Origin of the sequence: Amycolatopsis sp. w19 (genome assembly GCF_051373225.1) — a bacterium.
GTDB classification, from domain to species: Bacteria; Actinomycetota; Actinomycetes; order Mycobacteriales; family Pseudonocardiaceae; genus Amycolatopsis; species Amycolatopsis japonica.
Genome location: NZ_JBPQFM010000009.1, coordinates 157,367 through 176,081, shown reverse-complemented (window position 1 = coordinate 176,081; position 18,715 = coordinate 157,367). Strand labels below are relative to the sequence as shown.

Annotated in this window: 12 protein-coding genes; 10 read left to right on the top strand and 2 right to left on the bottom strand. The window is 67.4% G+C overall.

The genetic code is table 11. From position 1 onward, the window contains the following. Window positions 1–31 precede the first annotated feature (31 nt). The 7 genes from ACSMFO_RS19975 to ACSMFO_RS19945 all read left to right on the top strand — a co-directional run bounded on the left by ACSMFO_RS19975 (window position 32) and on the right by ACSMFO_RS19945 (window position 7,315). A complete protein-coding gene (locus tag ACSMFO_RS19975) occupies window positions 32–1,063 on the top strand; it encodes an MCE family protein (RefSeq protein WP_350573306.1) in 1,032 nt (343 codons plus the stop codon). Then, window positions 1,060–2,046, top strand: coding sequence for an MCE family protein (locus ACSMFO_RS19970; RefSeq protein WP_436460031.1), 987 nt, complete (start codon window positions 1,060–1,062; stop codon window positions 2,044–2,046). Before ACSMFO_RS19975 ends, ACSMFO_RS19970 begins: the two co-directional genes overlap by 4 nt. Continuing rightward, entirely contained in the window at window positions 2,043–3,221 is a 1,179-nt protein-coding gene (locus ACSMFO_RS19965) for an MCE family protein (protein WP_073847302.1), read from the top strand. The genes ACSMFO_RS19970 and ACSMFO_RS19965 overlap by 4 nt, the downstream gene beginning before the upstream one ends. Next, on the top strand, window positions 3,221–4,423 hold the full coding sequence (locus tag ACSMFO_RS19960) for an MCE family protein (RefSeq protein WP_038519878.1): 1,203 nt from the start codon (window positions 3,221–3,223) through the stop codon (window positions 4,421–4,423). The genes ACSMFO_RS19965 and ACSMFO_RS19960 overlap by 1 nt, the downstream gene beginning before the upstream one ends. Then, complete coding sequence (locus ACSMFO_RS19955) at window positions 4,423–5,688, top strand: MCE family protein (RefSeq protein WP_436460030.1); 1,266 nt, start codon at window positions 4,423–4,425, stop codon at window positions 5,686–5,688. The genes ACSMFO_RS19960 and ACSMFO_RS19955 overlap by 1 nt, the downstream gene beginning before the upstream one ends. 31 nt (window positions 5,689–5,719) lie before the next feature. Further along, entirely contained in the window at window positions 5,720–6,241 is a 522-nt protein-coding gene (locus tag ACSMFO_RS19950) for a hypothetical protein (protein WP_240595835.1), read from the top strand. 183 nt (window positions 6,242–6,424) lie between these two features. Then, the gene (locus ACSMFO_RS19945) at window positions 6,425–7,315 is read left to right on the top strand and encodes a hypothetical protein (protein WP_436460029.1); all 891 of its coding nucleotides are present in this window, start codon (window positions 6,425–6,427) and stop codon (window positions 7,313–7,315) included. A 109-nt stretch (window positions 7,316–7,424) separates the two neighbouring features. On the opposite strand, the gene ACSMFO_RS19940 is transcribed toward ACSMFO_RS19945, so the two are convergent. Further along, window positions 7,425–8,591 carry a hypothetical protein gene (locus tag ACSMFO_RS19940; RefSeq protein ID WP_436460028.1) on the bottom strand — a complete coding sequence of 389 codons (1,167 nt, stop codon included), beginning with the start codon at window positions 8,589–8,591 and terminating at the stop codon, window positions 7,425–7,427. A gap of 647 nt (window positions 8,592–9,238) precedes the next feature. Here ACSMFO_RS19940 and rpoB point away from each other — a divergent pair. Continuing rightward, window positions 9,239–12,739 (top strand): DNA-directed RNA polymerase subunit beta, encoded by a 3,501-nt coding sequence (gene rpoB / locus ACSMFO_RS19935; protein ID WP_360093030.1) that lies wholly within the window; start codon window positions 9,239–9,241, stop codon window positions 12,737–12,739. 91 nt (window positions 12,740–12,830) lie between these two features. After that, complete coding sequence (locus ACSMFO_RS19930; protein WP_436460027.1) at window positions 12,831–16,742, top strand: DNA-directed RNA polymerase subunit beta'; 3,912 nt, start codon at window positions 12,831–12,833, stop codon at window positions 16,740–16,742. A gap of 216 nt (window positions 16,743–16,958) precedes the next feature. Here the strand turns inward: ACSMFO_RS19930 and ACSMFO_RS19925 are convergent, their stop codons facing one another. Next, complete coding sequence (locus ACSMFO_RS19925) at window positions 16,959–17,282, bottom strand: hypothetical protein (protein ID WP_436460026.1); 324 nt, start codon at window positions 17,280–17,282, stop codon at window positions 16,959–16,961. On the opposite strand from ACSMFO_RS19925, the gene ACSMFO_RS19920 reads away from it, so the two are divergent. Then, complete coding sequence (locus tag ACSMFO_RS19920; protein WP_436460025.1) at window positions 17,257–18,675, top strand: SdrD B-like domain-containing protein; 1,419 nt, start codon at window positions 17,257–17,259, stop codon at window positions 18,673–18,675. The two genes, ACSMFO_RS19925 and ACSMFO_RS19920, sit on opposite strands and share 26 nt — an antisense overlap. Window positions 18,676–18,715: the final 40 nt, after the last annotated feature.

Below are 18,715 nucleotides of genomic sequence, written 5' to 3'. Positions count from 1 at the left end.
TATCGCGATCGCGCGCGGACGGGGGGAAGGCATGAGGGGATTGCTCGCTCCGCTGATCAAGCTCTGCGCCTTCATCGTGGTCACCGTGCTGTTCACGACCATCCTCGGGATCAGCATCGCCAACGTGAACACCACCAGCACCAACGCCTACAAGGCGCGGTTCAGCGACGCCACCCTGTTGCTGCCCAACGACGACGTCCGCATCGCCGGCGTCCGGGTCGGGCAGGTCAAGGACGTCCGCATCGTCGACCGCCGCCAGGCCGAGGTCGAGTTCGAAGTGGACGCCGGGCGCAAGCTGCCCGCCGGGGTCACCGCGCAGATCAAGTTCCGGAACCTGGTCGGCCAGCGCTACGTCTCGCTCGGGCAGGGCACCGACTCCTCCGGCAAGAACCTGGAGCCAGGCGGGAACATCCCGCTGGAGCGGACCACGCCCGCGCTCGACCTGACGCAGCTGTTCAACGGGTTCAAGCCGCTGTTCACCGCGCTCAACCCGGACGACATCAACAAGCTGTCCTACGAGGTCATCCAGGTCCTGCAGGGCGAGGGCGGCACGGTCGAAAGCCTGTTGAAGCACACCGCGTCGCTGGCCACCACGATCTCCGACAAGGACAAGGTGATCGGCCAGGTCATCGACAACCTGAACTCGGTGCTCGACACGGTCAACGCGCACACGCCGCAGCTGAACGACCTGATCGTCAAGCTGCAGCAGCTGGTCTCCGGGCTGGCCGCGGACCGCGAGCCGATCGGCGACGCCATCGACTCGCTCGGCACCCTCGCCAAGACGACCTCCGGTCTGCTCGGTGAAGCCCGTGAGCCGCTCAAGCAGGACATCGCCGCGCTCGGCACGCTGACGAAGAACCTCAACGACAGCCAGCCGATCGTCGAGCATTTCATCCAGTTCCTGCCGCAGAAGGTGACGGCGCTGACCCGCACCGCCGACTATGGCTCCTGGTTCAACTTCTTCGCCTGTGAGATGACGGGAGCCGTCGCCCTGCCTCCGCTGATCAACGAGCCGATCAACCTGCCGCTGCTGCCGGTGAACCGGGCGAGGTGCACGGCATGAAGTCGTTCCGGAAACGCAATCCGATCCCGATCGCGCTGGTCGGTATCTCGGTGCTGCTGCTCGGTTTCATCGCCGCGCTGAACTCCGAGGACCTGCCGGTCATCGGCGGCGGGACGACCTACACCGCGGACTTCAGCGAGGCTTCGGGCCTGCAGGAGGACAACGACGTCCGGGTCGCCGGTGTGAAGGTCGGGAAGATCTCCGAGATCAAGCTCGACGGCGACAAGGTCCGGATCTCGTTCAAGGTCAAGGACGCCTGGCTGGGCGACAAGACCAGCGCGGCGATCAAGATCAAGACCGTCCTCGGCCAGAAGTACCTGGCGCTCGATCCGCAGGGGCAGCGCACGCTCGACCCGAGCGCGACCATCCCGCGTGAGCGCACGATGTCGCCGTTCGACGTCCTCGACGCCTTCCGCGGTCTTTCGCAGACCGTCGACGACATCGACACGACGCAGCTGGCGAAGAGCTTCGACGTCATCACGGAGACCTTCGCCGACACCCCGGCCGACGTGAAGGGCGCCCTGACGGGCCTTTCCCGCCTCTCGGACACCATCGCCAAACGGGACTCGCAGCTGTCGAGCCTGCTCGCGAACACACGGCAGGTCTCGCAGACGCTCGTCGACCGGGACGCCGAGTTCCAGAAGCTGCTGGCCGACGGCAACAAGCTGCTCGGCGAGGTGGCCAAGCGCAAGGAGGCGATCTCCGCGCTGCTGGACGGCTCGCGCAATCTCGCGACCCAGCTCAAGGGCCTGGTCGACGACAACGACGCGCAGCTCGACCCGGTGCTCGCCCAGCTCGACCAGCTGACCTCGATGTTGCAGCGCAACCAGGACGCCCTCGGCCAGGGCATCGCGCGGTTCGCGCCGTTCATCCGGGTGTTCACGAACACGATCGGCAACGGCCGCTGGTTCGACAACTACATCTGCGGACTGGTCCTGCCGTCGTTCGGGCCGATCAACGACAAGGGGTGCTACGAGAAATGAGTACCCGTCTCGGTTCCAGCCTCGCGCGCGGCTTCACCATCGCGATCGTGCTCGCGCTGGTCGTCGCCGGCGCGCTGTGGTGGACGCTCAAGGACGCCGGCCGCAATCACGTGACCGCGTACTTCGCGGGCACCGTCGGCCTCTACGAAGGCAACAGTGTCCGCATGCTCGGCGTGGACATGGGCACGGTCACCAAGATCCAGCCGATGGGCAACCAGGTCCGCGTCGAACTCGAATACGACCGTTCGGTGGCGGTGCCCGCGGACGCGAAGGCGATCATCGTGTCGCCGTCGCTGGTCAGCGACCGCTACGTGCAGCTCGCCCCGGCGTACAAGGGCGGCCCGCGGATCGCCGACGGCGCCGTCATCGGCCTCGACCGCACCGAGGTGCCGCTGGAGGTCGACGAGCTCGCCGCCAGCCTCTCCCGGGTCAGCAAGTCGCTCGGGCCCAACGGCGCCAACAAGAACGGTTCGCTGTCGAACCTGCTCGACACCGCCGCGAAGAACTTCGACGGCAACGGGCAGGCGCTGCACGACACGATCACGAAGCTCGGCCAGGCCGCGGGCACGTTGTCGGGCAACAAGGACGACCTGTTCAAGACCGTCGAGAACCTCGGCTCCTTCTCGAAGACGCTGGTGAACAGCGACAAGCAGGTCCGCGACTTCGAGCGGCAGCTCGCCGACGTCAGCGGATTCCTCGCGGGGGAGCGGGAAAACCTCTCGGCGACGGTGAAGCAGCTGTCGGACACGCTCACCGCGGTGCAGGCGTTCATCGAGAAGAACCGCGACCGGCTCAAGTCCAATGTGGACAAGCTGGCCAGCGTCACCAAGGTGCTCGTGGACCAGCGCGGCGCGCTCGCCGAGATCCTCGACGTCGCCCCGGTCGGCCTCGGGAACCTGGTCAACACCTACAACGCCTCGTCGGGCACGCTCGACGCGCGGGCCAACCTCAACGAGCTCACCCAGCCGCCGCTGGTGATGGTGTGCAACCTGCTCAAGCAGACCCCGGACGCGCTCGACGCGCTGGGCGACGCGTGCAAGGGCGTCGCCGGGCTGGTCGACGGGCTGGTTCCGTTGCCGTCCATCGCGCAGGTGATCCAGTCGTCGCAGGCGGGCCAGCTGCCGCCGCTGCCGCTCCCGATCGCGGGTCAGCTCTACGGAACGGCGGCGAAGTGATGAACAGGAAACTTGCCCTCGTTGCCGTCGGGACCGTCGCGGCGCTGACGTTGAGCGGCTGCGGGTTCAGCGGGATCTACGACGTCCCGCTGCCCGGTGGCGCCGAGCTCGGCGACCACCCGTACACCGTCAAAGTGCAGTTCCGCGACGTCCTCGACCTGACCCCGCAGGCCGGGGTGAAGGTCAACGAGGTCGCCATCGGTCGCGTCGAAGCGATCGGCCTGACCCAGGACGGCTGGAACGCCGAGGTCACCCTGCGGGTCAACGGCGACGTGAAACTGCCGGCGAACGCGCTCGCCAACGTCAAGCAGTCGAGCCTCCTCGGCGAGAAGTACGTCGAACTGGCCGCACCCCCCGACGGACAGGGCAAGCTCGCCGACAACGCGGTGATCCCGCTGGCCCGCACGAACCGCAGCGTCGAGGTCGAAGAACTGCTCGGCGCGCTTTCGCTGCTGCTCAACGGTGGTGGGGTGGAACAGCTCAACACCATCACCAAGGAACTCAACAACGCCACCACCGGCCGCTCGCCGGAGCTCAAGGCGCTGCTGAACAACACCAACGAGCTGGTCACGAACCTCGACAAGCAGTCCGCGAACATCACGCGGGCGCTCGACGGGCTGAACCGGCTCTCGCTCACGCTGAACGGCCAGAAGGACAAGCTGGTCGGCGCGGTCGACAACCTCGGCCCCGGGCTCGGTGTCCTGGAGCAGCAGCGCGGTCAGCTGGTGACCATGCTGAACGCGCTCAACCACCTCTCCGGTGTCGCCGTCGACACGGTGAACAAGAGCAAGGAAGACCTCGTCGCCGACCTCAAGGCATTGCAGCCGACGCTGCAGAAGCTGGGCGAAGCTGGCGCGGATCTGCCGAAGGCGCTGGAGATCCTGCTGACCTTCCCGTTCAGCGACGCCGCCTACGACGGCGTCAAGGGCGACTACTTCAACCTGTTCGCGAAGATCGACCTGAACCTGAACGAGATCCTCAAGAACCTCGGCCGCAGCCGTCAGAACCCGCTCCAGGACGTCATCCCGGTGCCGGGTCTCACCGGCGGGACGGAGGGACCGGGGGCGAATCCGCCGCTGCCGATCCCGGACAGCGTCGGCGGTGTCGCCGGCGGCCAGGCGAGCGCGCCGCAGGGTGGCGGGCAGCCGCAACAGACCGGACCCGCCGGTATCTTCGGCGTGCTTTCGGGAGGTGCAGGCTGATGCTGGTCCGTAGGACGAAGATCCAGCTGGTCGCGTTCGCGATCATCTCCGTGGTCGCCATCGTGTACGCGCTGATCCGGTTCGCCGGGCTCGGCCAGGTCTTCGGCGACGAGGGCTACACGGTGAAGCTGCAGCTCAAGCAATCCGGCGGCATCTTCACCAACGCCGAGGTCACCTACCGCGGCTTCAACATCGGCCGGGTCGGCGAGCTGCGCTTGACCAAGACCGGGCTGGAAGCCGACCTCAACATCGCGCCGGACGCCCCGCAGGTGCCCGCCGATCTGGACGCCGTGGTCGCGAACCGGTCGGCGGTCGGCGAGCAGTTCGTCGACCTGCGGCCCAAGGGCGAGAAGGGGCCGTACCTCAACGCGGGTTCGGTCATCCCGGCCGACAAGGTCAAGACGCCGGTGCCCACCGAGCAGCTCATCGGCGACCTCGACAGCCTCGCGGCCTCGGTGCCGACCGACTCGCTGCGCAAGGTCGTCGACGAGTCGTACAACGCCTTCAACGGCACCGGCCCGGACCTGCAGCGGCTGCTCGACACCGCGCGGAGCTTCACCACGACCGCGCAGGAGTACCTGCCGCAGACGATCCAGCTGCTGGAAAAGGGCGGGCAGGTCCTCGAAACGCAGAACGAGATGTCGAGCTCCATGAAGTCGTTCAGCGCGGACCTCAACAAGCTCTCCGGCACGCTGAAGAACTCCGACGCCGACATCCGGAAGCTGATCGGGATCACGCCGCAGGTGGCGAACCAGATCAGCTCGGTGCTCGCCGAATCCGGACCGGGGCTGGGCGCGCTGACCGCGAACCTGCTCACGACGTCGAACCTGCTGGTGACCCGGCTCGACGGGCTCGAACAGGGCCTGGTGACGTACCCGATGCTGGCCGCGGGCGCGAACAGCGTCGCCAACGACGGCACCGCGCACCTGGGCCTCGCGCTCAACCTGTTCAACCCGCCTTCGTGCACCAAGGGCTACATCGGCCTCGACAAGTACCGCGAAGGCACCGACACGACGCCTCGCGCGCCGAAGGACGACGCGTACTGCGCCGAGCCGAAGGGCAGCCCGATCAACGTGCGCGGTTCGCAGAACGTGCCGTACAACGGGGTCCCGCAGATCCCGTCGGAAGGCGACGTCGCGGCGAACGCCGGCCGCTCGGCCGAGGAACTGGCCAGCCTGCGCGCGGCACAGGGCATGCCGAGCGTCCTGCAGAGCCCCGGGGTCAGCCTGCCCACCCTCGGCACGCTGCTGGGCCTGCCCGGCTGAGCCCGAGACCGTATACCTACCCTGGAGTGTCATGAGTTCTTCTCGATCGCGGACCCTGGTACTGGGGGCGGCGGCGTTCGCGCTGGCCGCCTTCCTCGCCGCGGCGATCTTCGGTGTCATGTGGGCCGTGGCCGCGTCGGACGACAACGCCGACCTGGCGCGCTCGCGGGACGACGTGGTCAAGGCGGGCGGCACCGCGATCAAGGCGTACACCGAGGTCGACTTCGAGAAGCTCGACGAGTTCTTCAGCAAGCAGAAGGCCGTCTCCGACGAGAAGATGAGCCAGCAGCTGGCCCAGCTGGAGCCGACCTACCGCAAGGCGCTCGGCGACGCGAAGACCAAGGTCGTGACCACCATCCAGGACATCGCGGTCGAGGAACTCGACGACCACGAGGGCAAGGCGAGCTTCCTCGCCGCCATCTCCACCCAGGTCACCCAGGGCGACAAGGCGAGCTCGAAGGCGTTGCGCCTGGAGGTCTCGATGACCCGGGTCGGCGATGAGTGGAAGCTGTCCGGGATCGACAACGTGCCCCTCGTCGCGGCCGGTCAGTAAGAGCGTCACCTAGAACGGAGCCACGTAGTGCCCCCCTCCCGTCGCCAGCCCCCTCGCAGCACTCCGCCGGTGCGCCGCCCCCGGGTGGCCGGTCTGCGACGGCCCGGTGCGTCTCCTGCTTCCGCTCCTGTTTCGGATGTTTCGGAGGCGCCTGCCTCGGAGGTCGAGGTCGACGAGACGCCGGTGGCGAAGCCGGCGCCGGTTCGCCGTCCGTCGCCGCGTCCGGCTCCGGCTCCGGTTCCTGAGCCGGAGCCCACGCCTGAGCCGGAGCCTGAGGTCGCCGAGGACGCCTCGGACACTGAGGCCGTTGAGGCCGTTGAGGCCGTTGAGTCCGCTGAGGACACCGAGGTCGCTGAAGAGCCCGACGCTGCCGAAGAAGAGGTCGTCGCGAAGCCGACCCCGCGTGCGAAGGCCCGCGCGGTCGCCGAGGAGAAGCCGGACGACCTCGAAGAGGCCGAAGCCGAGGTCGACGAATCTTCGGAGGACGAGAAGAAGCCGGGCTCGAAGCAGCTGATCCTGGCGGGCGCGCTGGTCGTCGTCGGGTTGCTGCTGGCCGCGACCGCGGTGCTCTTCAAGATCCAGGCCGACGACGTGTCCAGCTCGACGAACAACACGGCGCTGCTGGACGTCGCGAAGACCGCGCAGGTCAAGGACCAGGTCGCGAAGGCGACCGAGGCGCTGTTCTCGTACGACTACAACAACATCGCGAAGACCGAGACCGCGGCGGCCGATCTGCTGGTCAACGACGACGTCCGGGCGAAGTACAACCTGCTGATGGGCGAGGTCAAGCGGCTGGCTCCGCAGCAGAAGATGGTCGTGACGTGCAAGGTCACCCGCAGCGCCGTCATCCGGCTGGAAGGCGACCGGGCCGACGTGATGGTGTTCGTCGACCAGAGCTCGACGCGGGCCGACACGAACAAGACCACCGCCGGGAGCGCGCAGCTGCACTTGAACGCGGAGCTGCAGGGCGACAAGTGGAAGATCACGGCGATGAACACCTACGCCGCTCCGCCCAACCCCACCGCTTCGTCGGCCCCCGCTTCGCCCCCGGCCTCCCCGGCCCCCTCGAAGTGACCCGCCCCGGATCGCGTTTAGCCCGCTAAACGCGATCCGGCTCCGCCCGACCCCGCTGACCTGCGTTTCGCGGGCTAAACGTCACGCGTCGGCGCGCTGACCAGGGGGCTCAGGCACCACCGCTCGACCGGAGCTTGTAGCTCGCCGTGCGTGCCTTCTTGGCCATCTTCGGGTCCGGGTGGTCCGTGCCGACGACGTTCAGGAGCTGGAGCCGGTCCGGATGGCCGGAAGACGTCAGCAGGTCCACGATGTCGAAGCGGTCGTCCATGTCGGCGAGTTGATGGACGAACGCGCCGAGCGCGTGCATCGCCGCGTAATGGTCGGCCATCCCGAGGACGACCTCGTCGCGGGTGATCGTTTCCCGGTCGACCGCGCCACGTTCGGACAGCCACATCGCGGCGGCCGCGCCGACCAGACCGCCTTCGGCTCGGACTCCCGTAGCGGTCTCCAGACCGATCTCACCGGTCTCTCCGAGCGCGATCAAGGCGAACAGCCGTTCTTCGGGAAGCCGTGCCGCACGGAGGAACTCGCTCGCCTCGGTCGCCGCGTCGGCGGGTGACCGGTACCGGACCCAGGCCTTCAGCTCCGCGTCGATGATCTCCGGTGCGGAGTCGACGAGCCGGGGGCTCAGCTCGCCGAGACTCTCGCCCGCGGCGTCACCGATGACCGGTGCGTCGATTCCGGCCTCGCGGAGCTCCCTGTTGATCGCCCAGACGGCGATCGGGGTGAGGCTGAGGAGGAACGGGGAGGGATCGGGTTTCCCGGCGATCTCGGCGATCAGCGCGAGCCAGGCCGGGTCCGCGGTGTGCTTCTCGAGCGCGCCGAGCCGTTCCAACAGGTCCAGCGCGACGCTTGTCGCGTACGGCGTCGACTCGTCCGGTGCCTGCCCGAGTGCGACGGCCTCGAAGAGGAGCTCGACCGGCACAGCCACCGGACCTGACCGGTAGAGCGTGAGTGAGATCGACGCGACCAGGCCGAACGGCAGACGCTCGGCCTCGCCGATCGTCGAATACAGCCGCTCCCAGAGCCGGAGAGGGTCGTCGACGAGCGTCGCGTTCTCCTCGACGGGCACGTGCTTGCCGTCGACCTCGCGGACCAGCCCGGCCACCTCCGCCCACCGAGGGATCAGCGGGTCGACGGCCTCCGACCCGGCGACGTAGCCGCGGATCTCGCCGAGGAGGGGGCTCCGCTCCGCGGCTTGCCGCAGTTCGGCTTCCGGCCGCAGGAAGACCGGGGGCATCTCGGCACTGGCGTCCTGCTCCCACGTTTCGCTCACGCCGCCCAGTCTGGCAGCGCCCGCCGGGTGCGCGTCGCGATCAGCCCGCGAAACGCAGGTGCGTCGCGTCGCCTGTGCGCCGCACCAGACGGCCCACCGGTCACAACGGTCACACGGGCCGAGGCCGCTCGGGGCACCCCGCCGATCGCCTGGACCGACCCGGTGACCGTCCGGGAAGCCCCGGCGGCCGGATCGCGTTTAGCCCGCTAAACGCAGGTCGGCGCGCCGGCGCCGTCACCTGCGGGTACCGGGCGGTAACCAGGATGATCGTCCTGTGAAGCGCCCGCTGCGGAGCTACTTCCACGCTGCGCCAACCGGCGGGACCACCGCGCGGCATCTTGACTCAGAGCCCCTGTGGGGTCACGCTTACTGGCAACGGTGAGAACCGGCGGTGCCCTTGCGGGAGGGACGGCCCGGGGAGGCCGAGGAGAGGCATACCTGAAGACGTTGCGATGCAGGCTGGGCCCCATCGGGAGCGCCCCCTGGACAGACCGCGACGTTCGGGCTAGACTGCTTCTTTGCGCTGCCCTCTTTCAGGCTGCCCGGAGCCGGTAGTTAGGATAGTGGGCACACGGCACCCTTGACAGACCGCATCAGCTGTTGCTGACGCGGCTGCTCACCGCTCATTGTCCCCGGAAGGACGCATCTTGGCAGTCTCTCCCGCGAACCAGGCCACTGCTGCGACCACCTCGGCTGTATCTCGCTCGGAGTCCACGGGAATCCCGGGAGCCCCCAAGCGGGTCTCCTTCGCAAAGATTCGCGAGCCGCTCAGCACCCCGAACCTGCTCGACGTGCAGATCAGGTCCTTTGAATGGTTCACCGGCGACGAGGCGTGGTTCGAACGCCGCGTCGAAGAAGGTGAAGAAAACCCGGTCGGCGGCCTGGAAGAGGTCCTCAACGAGATCTCGCCGATCGAAGACTTCTCCGGATCCATGTCGCTGTCCTTCTCCGACCCGCGCTTCGACGAGGTCAAGGCCTCCGTCGAGGAGTGCAAGGACAAGGACATGACGTACGCGGCCCCGCTGTTCGTGACCGCCGAGTTCGTGAACAACAACACCGGCGAGATCAAGAGCCAGACGGTCTTCATGGGCGACTTCCCGGTGATGACCGACAAGGGCACCTTCGTCATCAACGGCACCGAGCGTGTCGTCGTGTCCCAGCTGGTCCGTTCGCCGGGTGTGTACTTCGACACCAGCGTCGACAAGACCACCGACAAGGACGTCTTCAACGTCCGCGTCATCCCGAGCCGGGGTGCCTGGCTCGAGTTCGACGTCGACAAGCGCGACACCGTCGGCGTCCGCATCGACCGCAAGCGCCGCCAGCCGGTCACCGTGCTGCTGAAGGCGCTCGGCTGGACCACCGAGGCGATCCGCGAGCGCTTCTCCTTCTCCGAGACGCTGCTCGCCACCCTCGAGAAGGACCACACCGCCGGCACCGACGAGGCGCTGCTCGACATCTACCGCAAGCTGCGCCCGGGCGAACCGCCCACCAAGGAGAGCGCGCAGACGCTGCTGGAGAACCTGTTCTTCAAGCCGAAGCGCTACGACCTGGCCAAGGTCGGCCGGTACAAGCTGAACAAGAAGCTCGGCCTGACCACGCCGTACGACACCGGGACGCTGACCGAAGAGGACATCGTCTCGACGATCGAGTACCTGGTCCGCCTGCACGCGGGCGAGGACAAGGCGACCGTCGGCGACCAGGTCATCCCGGTCGAGACCGACGACATCGACCACTTCGGCAACCGTCGTCTCCGCACCGTCGGCGAGCTCATCCAGAACCAGATCCGCGTGGGTCTGTCCCGGATGGAGCGCGTCGTCCGCGAGCGGATGACCACCCAGGACGTCGAGGCGATCACGCCGCAGACCCTGATCAACATCCGTCCCGTCGTGGCGGCGATCAAGGAGTTCTTCGGTACTTCGCAGCTGTCGCAGTTCATGGACCAGAACAACCCGCTGTCGGGGCTGACGCACAAGCGTCGTCTGTCCGCCCTCGGCCCGGGTGGTCTGTCGCGTGAGCGCGCCGGCATGGAGGTCCGAGACGTCCACCCGTCGCACTACGGCCGCATGTGCCCGATCGAGACGCCGGAAGGCCCGAACATCGGCCTGATCGGTTCGCTCTGCTCGTACGCGCGGGTCAACCCGTTCGGTTTCATCGAGACCCCGTACCGCAAGGTCGTCGAGGGCCGCGTCACCGACCAGGTCGACTACCTCACCGCGGACGAGGAAGACCGTTTCGTGAAGGCGCAGGCGAACGCGCCGATCTCGGAAGACGGCACCTTCGTCGAAGACCGCGTCCTGGTCCGTAAGAAGGGCGGCGAGGTCGAGCTGATCGACCCGCTGGACGTGGACTACATGGACGTCTCGCCGCGACAGATGGTCTCGGTCGCGACGGCGATGATCCCGTTCCTCGAGCACGACGACGCGAACCGCGCGCTCATGGGCGCGAACATGCAGCGTCAGGCCGTTCCGCTGCTGCGCAACTCGGCCCCGCTGGTCGGCACCGGCGTGGAGCTGCGTGCCGCGGTGGACGCCGGTGACGTGCTCGTCGCCGAGCAGGCCGGTGTGGTCGAGGAGCTCTCGGCCGACCTGATCACGATCATGCACGACGACGGCACGCGGAAGAGCTACGGACTGTACAAGTTCCGTCGCTCGAACCACGGCACCTGCTTCAACCACCGCCCGATCGTCAACGAGGGCGACCGGGTCGAGCAGGGTCAGGTCATCGCCGACGGCCCGTCCACCGAGAACGGTGAGATGGCGCTCGGCAAGAACCTGCTCGTCGCGGTCATGCCGTGGGAGGGCCACAACTACGAGGACGCGATCATCCTCTCCGAGCGCCTGGTGCAGGACGACGTGCTCACGTCGATCCACATCGAGGAGCACGAGATCGACGCCCGCGACACCAAGCTGGGCGCCGAGGAGATCACCCGGGACATCCCGAACGTCTCCGAGGAGGTCCTCGCCGACCTCGACGAGCGCGGCATCATCCGCATCGGCGCCGAGGTCCGCGACGGCGACATCCTGGTCGGCAAGGTCACGCCCAAGGGCGAGACCGAGCTGACCCCGGAAGAGCGCCTGCTCCGCGCGATCTTCGGTGAGAAGGCCCGTGAGGTCCGCGACACCTCGCTGAAGGTGCCGCACGGCGAGACCGGCAAGGTCATCGGCATCCGCGTGTTCTCGCGCGAGGACGACGACGAGCTGCCCCCGGGCGTCAACGAACTGGTCCGCGTGTACGTGGCCCAGAAGCGGAAGATCCAGCCGGGCGACAAGCTCGCCGGCCGCCACGGGAACAAGGGTGTCATCGGCAAGATCCTCCCCGCCGAGGACATGCCGTTCATGGAGGACGGCACGCCCGTCGACATCATCCTGAACACCCACGGTGTCCCGCGTCGTATGAACATCGGCCAGGTCCTGGAGCTTCACCTGGGCTGGCTGGCGTCGCAGGGGTGGAAGATCGAAGGGCAGCCCGACTGGGCGAAGAACCTCAACGAGGAGCTCTACGACGTCGACCCCGGCACGAACACCGCGACCCCGGTGTTCGACGGCGCCAAGGAAGAGGAGCTCACCGGGCTGCTCGGCGCGACCAAGCCGAACCGCGACGGCGAGCGCATGGTCAAGCAGAACGGCAAGGCCACGCTGCTGGACGGCCGCTCCGGCGAGCCGTACCCGTACCCGGTCTCCGTCGGCTACATGTACATCCTGAAGCTGCACCACCTGGTCGACGACAAGATCCACGCCCGGTCCACCGGTCCGTACTCGATGATCACGCAGCAGCCGCTGGGTGGTAAGGCGCAGTTCGGTGGCCAGCGGTTCGGCGAGATGGAGTGCTGGGCGATGCAGGCGTACGGCGCCGCATACACCCTGCAGGAGCTCCTGACGATCAAGTCGGACGACGTGGTCGGCCGCGTCAAGGTGTACGAGGCCATCGTCAAGGGGGAGAACATCCCCGAGCCGGGTATCCCCGAGTCGTTCAAGGTGCTCCTGAAGGAGCTCCAGTCGCTCTGCCTCAACGTCGAGGTGCTGTCCAGCGACGGCGCCGCGATCGAGATGCGCGACTCCGACGACGAGGACCTCGAGCGTGCCGCGGCCAACCTCGGCATCAACCTGTCCCGCAACGAGTCGCCCTCGGTGGACGACGTCGTGCACTGACCCGCGATGAGGCGGGAGCCTGCCTCCCGTGGGCTCCCGCTTCCGCTCGCCAACTCCTCTAGTCGCATCAACCCCAAGGGGATGTAAAGACGTGCTGGACGTCAACTTCTTCGATGAGCTCCGCATCGGCCTCGCCACCGCCGACGACATTCGTCAGTGGTCCTTCGGCGAGGTGAAGAAGCCGGAGACCATCAACTACCGGACGCTCAAGCCCGAGAAGGACGGCCTCTTCTGCGAGAAGATCTTCGGCCCGACCCGGGACTGGGAGTGCTACTGCGGTAAGTACAAGCGGGTCCGCTTCAAGGGCATCATCTGCGAGCGCTGTGGCGTCGAGGTCACCCGCGCCAAGGTGCGCCGTGAGCGGATGGGCCACATCGAGCTGGCCGCTCCCGTCACCCACATCTGGTACTTCAAGGGTGTTCCCTCCCGCCTGGGCTACCTGCTCGACCTGGCGCCGAAGGACCTCGAGAAGATCATCTACTTCGCGGCCTACGTGATCACCGGTGTGAACACCGAGCTGCGGCACAACGACCTGCCGACGCTCGAGAACGAGATCGGCGTCGAGCGCAAGAACCTCGAGACCAAGCGCGACGCGGACATCGAGGCACGGGCGCAGAAGCTGGAAGCCGACCTGGCCGAGCTGGAGGCGGAGGGCGCGAAGTCCGACGTCCGCCGCAAGGTCAAGGAAGGCGGCGAGCGCGAGATGCGTCAGCTGCGTGACCGCGCCGGTCGCGAGCTGGACCGTCTCGAGGAGGTCTGGACGACCTTCACCAAGCTCGACGTGCGTCAGCTGATCGCCGACGAGCTGCTCTACCGCGAGCTCGTCGACCGGTACGGCGAGTACTTCACCGGCGGCATGGGCGCGGAGGCCATCCAGAAGCTGGCCACCGAGTTCGACGTCGCGGCCGAGGCCGAGAGCCTGCGCGACACCATCCGCAACGGCAAGGGGCAGAAGAAGCTCCGCGCGCTGAAGCGGCTCAAGGTCGTCGCGGCCTTCCAGGCCACCGGCAACGACCCGCGCGGCATGGTGCTCGACGCCGTCCCGGTGATCCCGCCGGACCTGCGCCCGATGGTCCAGCTCGACGGTGGCCGTTTCGCCACCTCCGACCTGAACGACCTCTACCGCCGGGTCATCAACCGGAACAACCGGTTGAAGCGGCTGATCGACCTCGGCGCGCCCGAGATCATCGTGAACAACGAGAAGCGGATGCTGCAGGAGGCCGTCGACGCGCTGTTCGACAACGGCCGCCGCGGCCGCCCGGTCACCGGTCCCGGTAACCGCCCGCTGAAGTCGCTGTCCGATCTGCTCAAGGGCAAGCAGGGCCGGTTCCGTCAGAACCTGCTCGGCAAGCGTGTCGACTACTCGGGCCGTTCGGTCATCATCGTCGGCCCGCAGCTGAAGCTGCACCAGTGCGGTCTGCCGAAGGACATGGCGCTCGAGCTGTTCAAGCCGTTCGTCATGAAGCGGCTGGTCGACCTGAACCACGCGCAGAACATCAAGTCCGCCAAGCGGATGGTGGAGCGGTCGCGTCCGCAGGTGTGGGACGTGCTCGAAGAGGTCATCACCGGCCACCCGGTGATGCTGAACCGTGCGCCGACCCTGCACCGCCTCGGTATCCAGGCCTTCGAGCCGCAGCTGGTCGAAGGCAAGGCCATCCAGCTGCACCCGCTGGTCTGTGAAGCGTTCAACGCGGACTTCGACGGTGACCAGATGGCCGTGCACCTCCCGCTGTCCGCGGAGGCGCAGGCCGAGGCCCGCATCCTGATGCTGTCGGCGAACAACATCCTTTCGCCGGCGTCGGGCCGTCCGCTCGCCATGCCGCGTCTGGACATGGTGACCGGTCTGTTCCACCTGACCCGGTTGAACGAGAACGCCGACGGTGCGGGCAACGCCTACTCCTCGCCCGCCGAGGCGATCATGGCGTACGACCGCAAGGCGCTGAGCCTGCACGCCCCGATCAAGATCCGCGTCACCGACCGTCAGCCCGCCAAGGCCGACGAGGCGAGGCTCGCGGAGAACGGCTGGGAGCCGGGCAAGGCGTGGCTGGCCGAGACCACCCTGGGCCGCGTGCTGTTCAACGAGCTGCTGCCGGCGGACTACCCGTTCATCAACGAGCCGATGCCGAAGAAGCGTCAGGCCGCGATCGTGAACGACCTCGCCGAGCGCTACTCGATGACCCAGGTCGCGCAGACCCTGGACCGCCTGAAGGACGCCGGTTTCTACTGGGCGACCCGTTCGGGTGTCACGGTCGCGATCTCCGACGTGCTCGTCCCGGCAGGCAAGAAGGCCATTCTGGACGAGTACGAAGGCAAGGCCGACCAGGTCGAGAAGCGGTACCAGCGTGGTCAGCTGTCGCACGCCGAGCGCAACAACGAGCTCGTCAAGGTGTGGACGCAGGCCACCGAAGAGGTCCACAAGATCATGGAGACGGCGCTGCCGGACGACAACCCGATCGCGATGATCGTGAAGTCGGGCGCGGCGGGCAACATGACGCAGGTCCGGTCGCTGGCCGGTATGCGTGGTCTGGTGTCGAACCCGAAGGGTGAGTACATCCCGCGTCCGATCAAGGCCAACTTCCGTGAAGGCCTGTCGGTGGCGGAGTACTTCATCGCGACGCACGGTGCCCGTAAGGGTCTGGCGGACACGGCGCTCCGTACCGCCGACTCGGGTTACCTGACCCGTCGTCTGGTGGACGTGTCACAGGACGTCATCGTCCGCGAGGTCGACTGTGGCACCACCCGCGGTATCAACATGCCGATCGGCGAGGACATCGGCGACGGCAAGGTCCTGCGCGACCAGCACGTCGAGACCAGCGTGTACGCACGGAACCTGGCGACCGACGCGGTCGACGCCAAGGGCAACGTCGTGCTGAACGCCGGTGACGACATCGGTGACCCGGCGATCGACAAGCTCATCTCGAGCGGGATCTCCAAGGTCAAGGTGCGTTCGGTGCTGACCTGCGAGTCGGCCGTCGGTATCTGCGCCACCTGCTACGGCCGGTCCATGGCGACCGGTCAGCTCGTCGACGTCGGCGAGGCCGTGGGTATCGTCGCGGCCCAGTCGATCGGTGAGCCGGGTACGCAGCTGACGATGCGTACGTTCCACCAGGGTGGTGTCGCCGGTGACGACATCACGACCGGTCTGCCCCGTGTCCAGGAGCTGTTCGAAGCCCGGGTCCCGAAGGGCAAGGCGCCGATCGCCGACGTCGATGGCCGCGTGCGCATCGAGGAGAGCGAGCGGTTCTGGAAGATCACGCTGATCCCGGACGACGGCAGCGAAGAGATCGTCTTCGACAAGCTGTCCAAGCGTCAGCGGCTCGCGAACACCCCGAACGGCCCGCTGGGCGATGGTGACCGCGTCGCGGTCGGCCAGCAGCTGCTCGAAGGCACGCCGGACCCGCACGAGGTCCTGCGGGTCATGGGGCCGCGCGAGGCGCAGATGCACCTGGTGGACGAGGTCCAGAAGGTGTACCGGGCGCAGGGTGTGTCGATCCACGACAAGCACATCGAGGTCATCGTGCGGCAGATGCTGCGCCGCGTGACGATCATCGATTCCGGTGCCACGGACTTCCTGCCGGGCGAGCTGCCCGAGCGGACCAAGTTCGAGGCGAAGAACCGCGCGTCGGTCGCCGAAGGCGGCGAGCCGGCCTCGGGTCGCCCGGTGCTGATGGGGATCACGAAGGCTTCGCTGACCACGGACTCGTGGCTGTCGGCGGCCTCGTTCCAGGAGACCACGCGTGTCCTGACCGACGCGGCCATCAACGGCCGTTCGGACAAGCTCGTGGGCCTCAAGGAGAACGTGATCATCGGTAAGCTGATCCCGGCCGGGACCGGGATCAACAAGTACCGCAACATCCAGGTGCAGCCGACCGAGGAGGCGCGGGTCGCCGCTTACGCGATCCCGTCCTACGACGACGGCTACTACACCCCGGACGTGTTCGGCTCCACGCCGGGCGCCGCGGTGCCGCTGGACGACTACGACTTCGGCCGCGACTTCCGCTGACCGAAGCGAAATCCACGGGAAGGGCCCTCGCCGATCCGGCGGGGGCCCTTCCCGTTTTCGAGACACCCGAAATGAGTACAGGCCCCTGACGAATCCGGTTAAGGTGATCCGGTTCTACGCGATTCGGGGGCTATGCGCATTTCCATCTGGTAATCAGGGGTGACTCTGCGTGAACAAATCGCCAAGTGGTAGATCCCGCTCACGTACTGGGGCGATCTATCTCGCGACTTTCGCCGCGGTAGCGGCATTGACCGGCGTATTCGCCGCGCCCGCCGGAGCGGATCCGGCACCTTCGTCACCGGCGTCGAGTGCGCCGGCGACATCCGAAGCACCGGCGAGTTCCAGCGCGCCGCCTAGTTCGTCGGCTGCGGAAAGCGCACCTCCGGTGGCGCCGAAGCCGCAGGCCGAGCGGCTGCAGCTCGTATCGTCGGTCGCCTTCGACAAGGGCGAATTCCGGACCGACGAGAACGTCACCTTCACTTTCAAAATCAAGAACACCGGCACCGTCCCCGCCGTGGGTCTCAAGGTGTTCCAGTTCATCAGCGATCCGTCCGACCTGTCGGTCCCGTTCGATCCCGGCTGGGGAGAACTGGAACGCGTTAGGTCCGGTAAGACGCTCCAGCCAGGAGAGACTTACGAGGTCAAGGTCGCCGGACAGATCCAAGATCTCACGTCCGCCAAGACCGTCGTCCGCGGCTTCGTTCAAGACAGCACCGGGGCAGGCGGCGGGGAATTCCAGGAGTCTGTCGGCATCGTCAAGGTCTCCGGGCACGCGGCGGGCACCGTGTTCGGTGACAAGAACGGCAACGGCCGAGCCGACGACGGCGAACAGCTGTCCGGAATCACCCTCACCTTGAAGTACTTCAACGGCTCCGCCAAGTACGAGGCCACGAGCGACGCGGCCGGGAAGATCGACTTCGGCGATGTTCCGGCCGCCAAGTACTACCTCGGCGGCGTCGAGCTCAAGGGTTGGCAGTTCCCGTTCGAGATCGTCCGGATCGGGCCGGACTCGAAGGATCTGCTCGTTCGCGGAGCGCCGCCGCTGAACGGTGCGTTGAAAGCGTCGATGGCCTTCACCGAGGACAGCTACAAACCCGGCGATCTCGCGCATGTCACCGTGACCTTGACCAACTCCGGTTCGGTCCCGCTCACGGGCATCGTCTCCGGTTGTGACCGCTTCGGATCCGACTACGCGTTGAAGGGCGGCGCGGGTTGGGGAGACCTCGACTACGTCGGGAACGGCGTGACGATCGCGCCCGGCGAGACTCGCGCGATCGACGTGTCCGAAAAGGTCCCGGACGCCACTCTCGACCGGGGCTTGGTCACGGTGAGCTGCGACTTCGGTTACCGCGACGTCGACAACGAAGGTCACGCACACGCCTACGACCAGGCAGCCGTCCCCGGGGCCTTGGCCACCGTCGTCGGTGACGTGGTCCACCTCGCGGGCCAGGGTGATCCGAAGGGCGTGAGCGGGGTCAAGGTCGTGCTCGTCTCCGACGGGAAGTGCCCTGTCATCGGTGAGCGGATGACCGACGCCGAAGGCCGCTTCGAATTCCGCAAGGTGGTGCCGGGGCCCACGTACAAGCTGTACCTCCTGACGCCGCAGGGATGGCGGATCCAGTACGAGAACCCGAGGCCGATCCATGTCGCCGGGCCGGAGGACAAGCCGTCGCAGGTACGAGTGGAGGCGGAACCTGGTGAGGCGCCCGCGCCCACCGTGCCCACGCAGCCCGCGGACTGCGGCAAATCCGAAACCCCGGCGCCGACGACCACGCCCGCCGGGCAGGGCAGCGGCGGCGGCGGACAGGGTGGTTCGGGGCTGGCCAGCACCGGTGCCGACGTGATCTGGCTCGGCGCGCTCGCGCTCGCCGCACTGGGCCTCGGAGCGGTTCTGGTATTCGGCTCCCGCCGCCGTCGTCAGCCTGCCGAATAGCGACCAACACCCCGAGAAAGCCCCCGGTCGATCCCAGACC

Coding starts and splice junctions, on each gene's coding strand:
- ACSMFO_RS19975 (WP_350573306.1), top strand. CDS start 32: ATGAGGGGATTGCTCGCTCCGCTGATCAAGCTCTGCGCCTTCATCGTG.
- ACSMFO_RS19970 (WP_436460031.1), top strand. CDS start 1,060: ATGAAGTCGTTCCGGAAACGCAATCCGATCCCGATCGCGCTGGTCGGT.
- ACSMFO_RS19965 (WP_073847302.1), top strand. CDS start 2,043: ATGAGTACCCGTCTCGGTTCCAGCCTCGCGCGCGGCTTCACCATCGCG.
- ACSMFO_RS19960 (WP_038519878.1), top strand. CDS start 3,221: ATGAACAGGAAACTTGCCCTCGTTGCCGTCGGGACCGTCGCGGCGCTG.
- ACSMFO_RS19955 (WP_436460030.1), top strand. CDS start 4,423: ATGCTGGTCCGTAGGACGAAGATCCAGCTGGTCGCGTTCGCGATCATC.
- ACSMFO_RS19950 (WP_240595835.1), top strand. CDS start 5,720: ATGAGTTCTTCTCGATCGCGGACCCTGGTACTGGGGGCGGCGGCGTTC.
- ACSMFO_RS19925 (WP_436460026.1), bottom strand. CDS start 17,282: ATGAACTGGAACACCTTGAGACCCACGGCGGGGACGGTGCCGGTGTTC.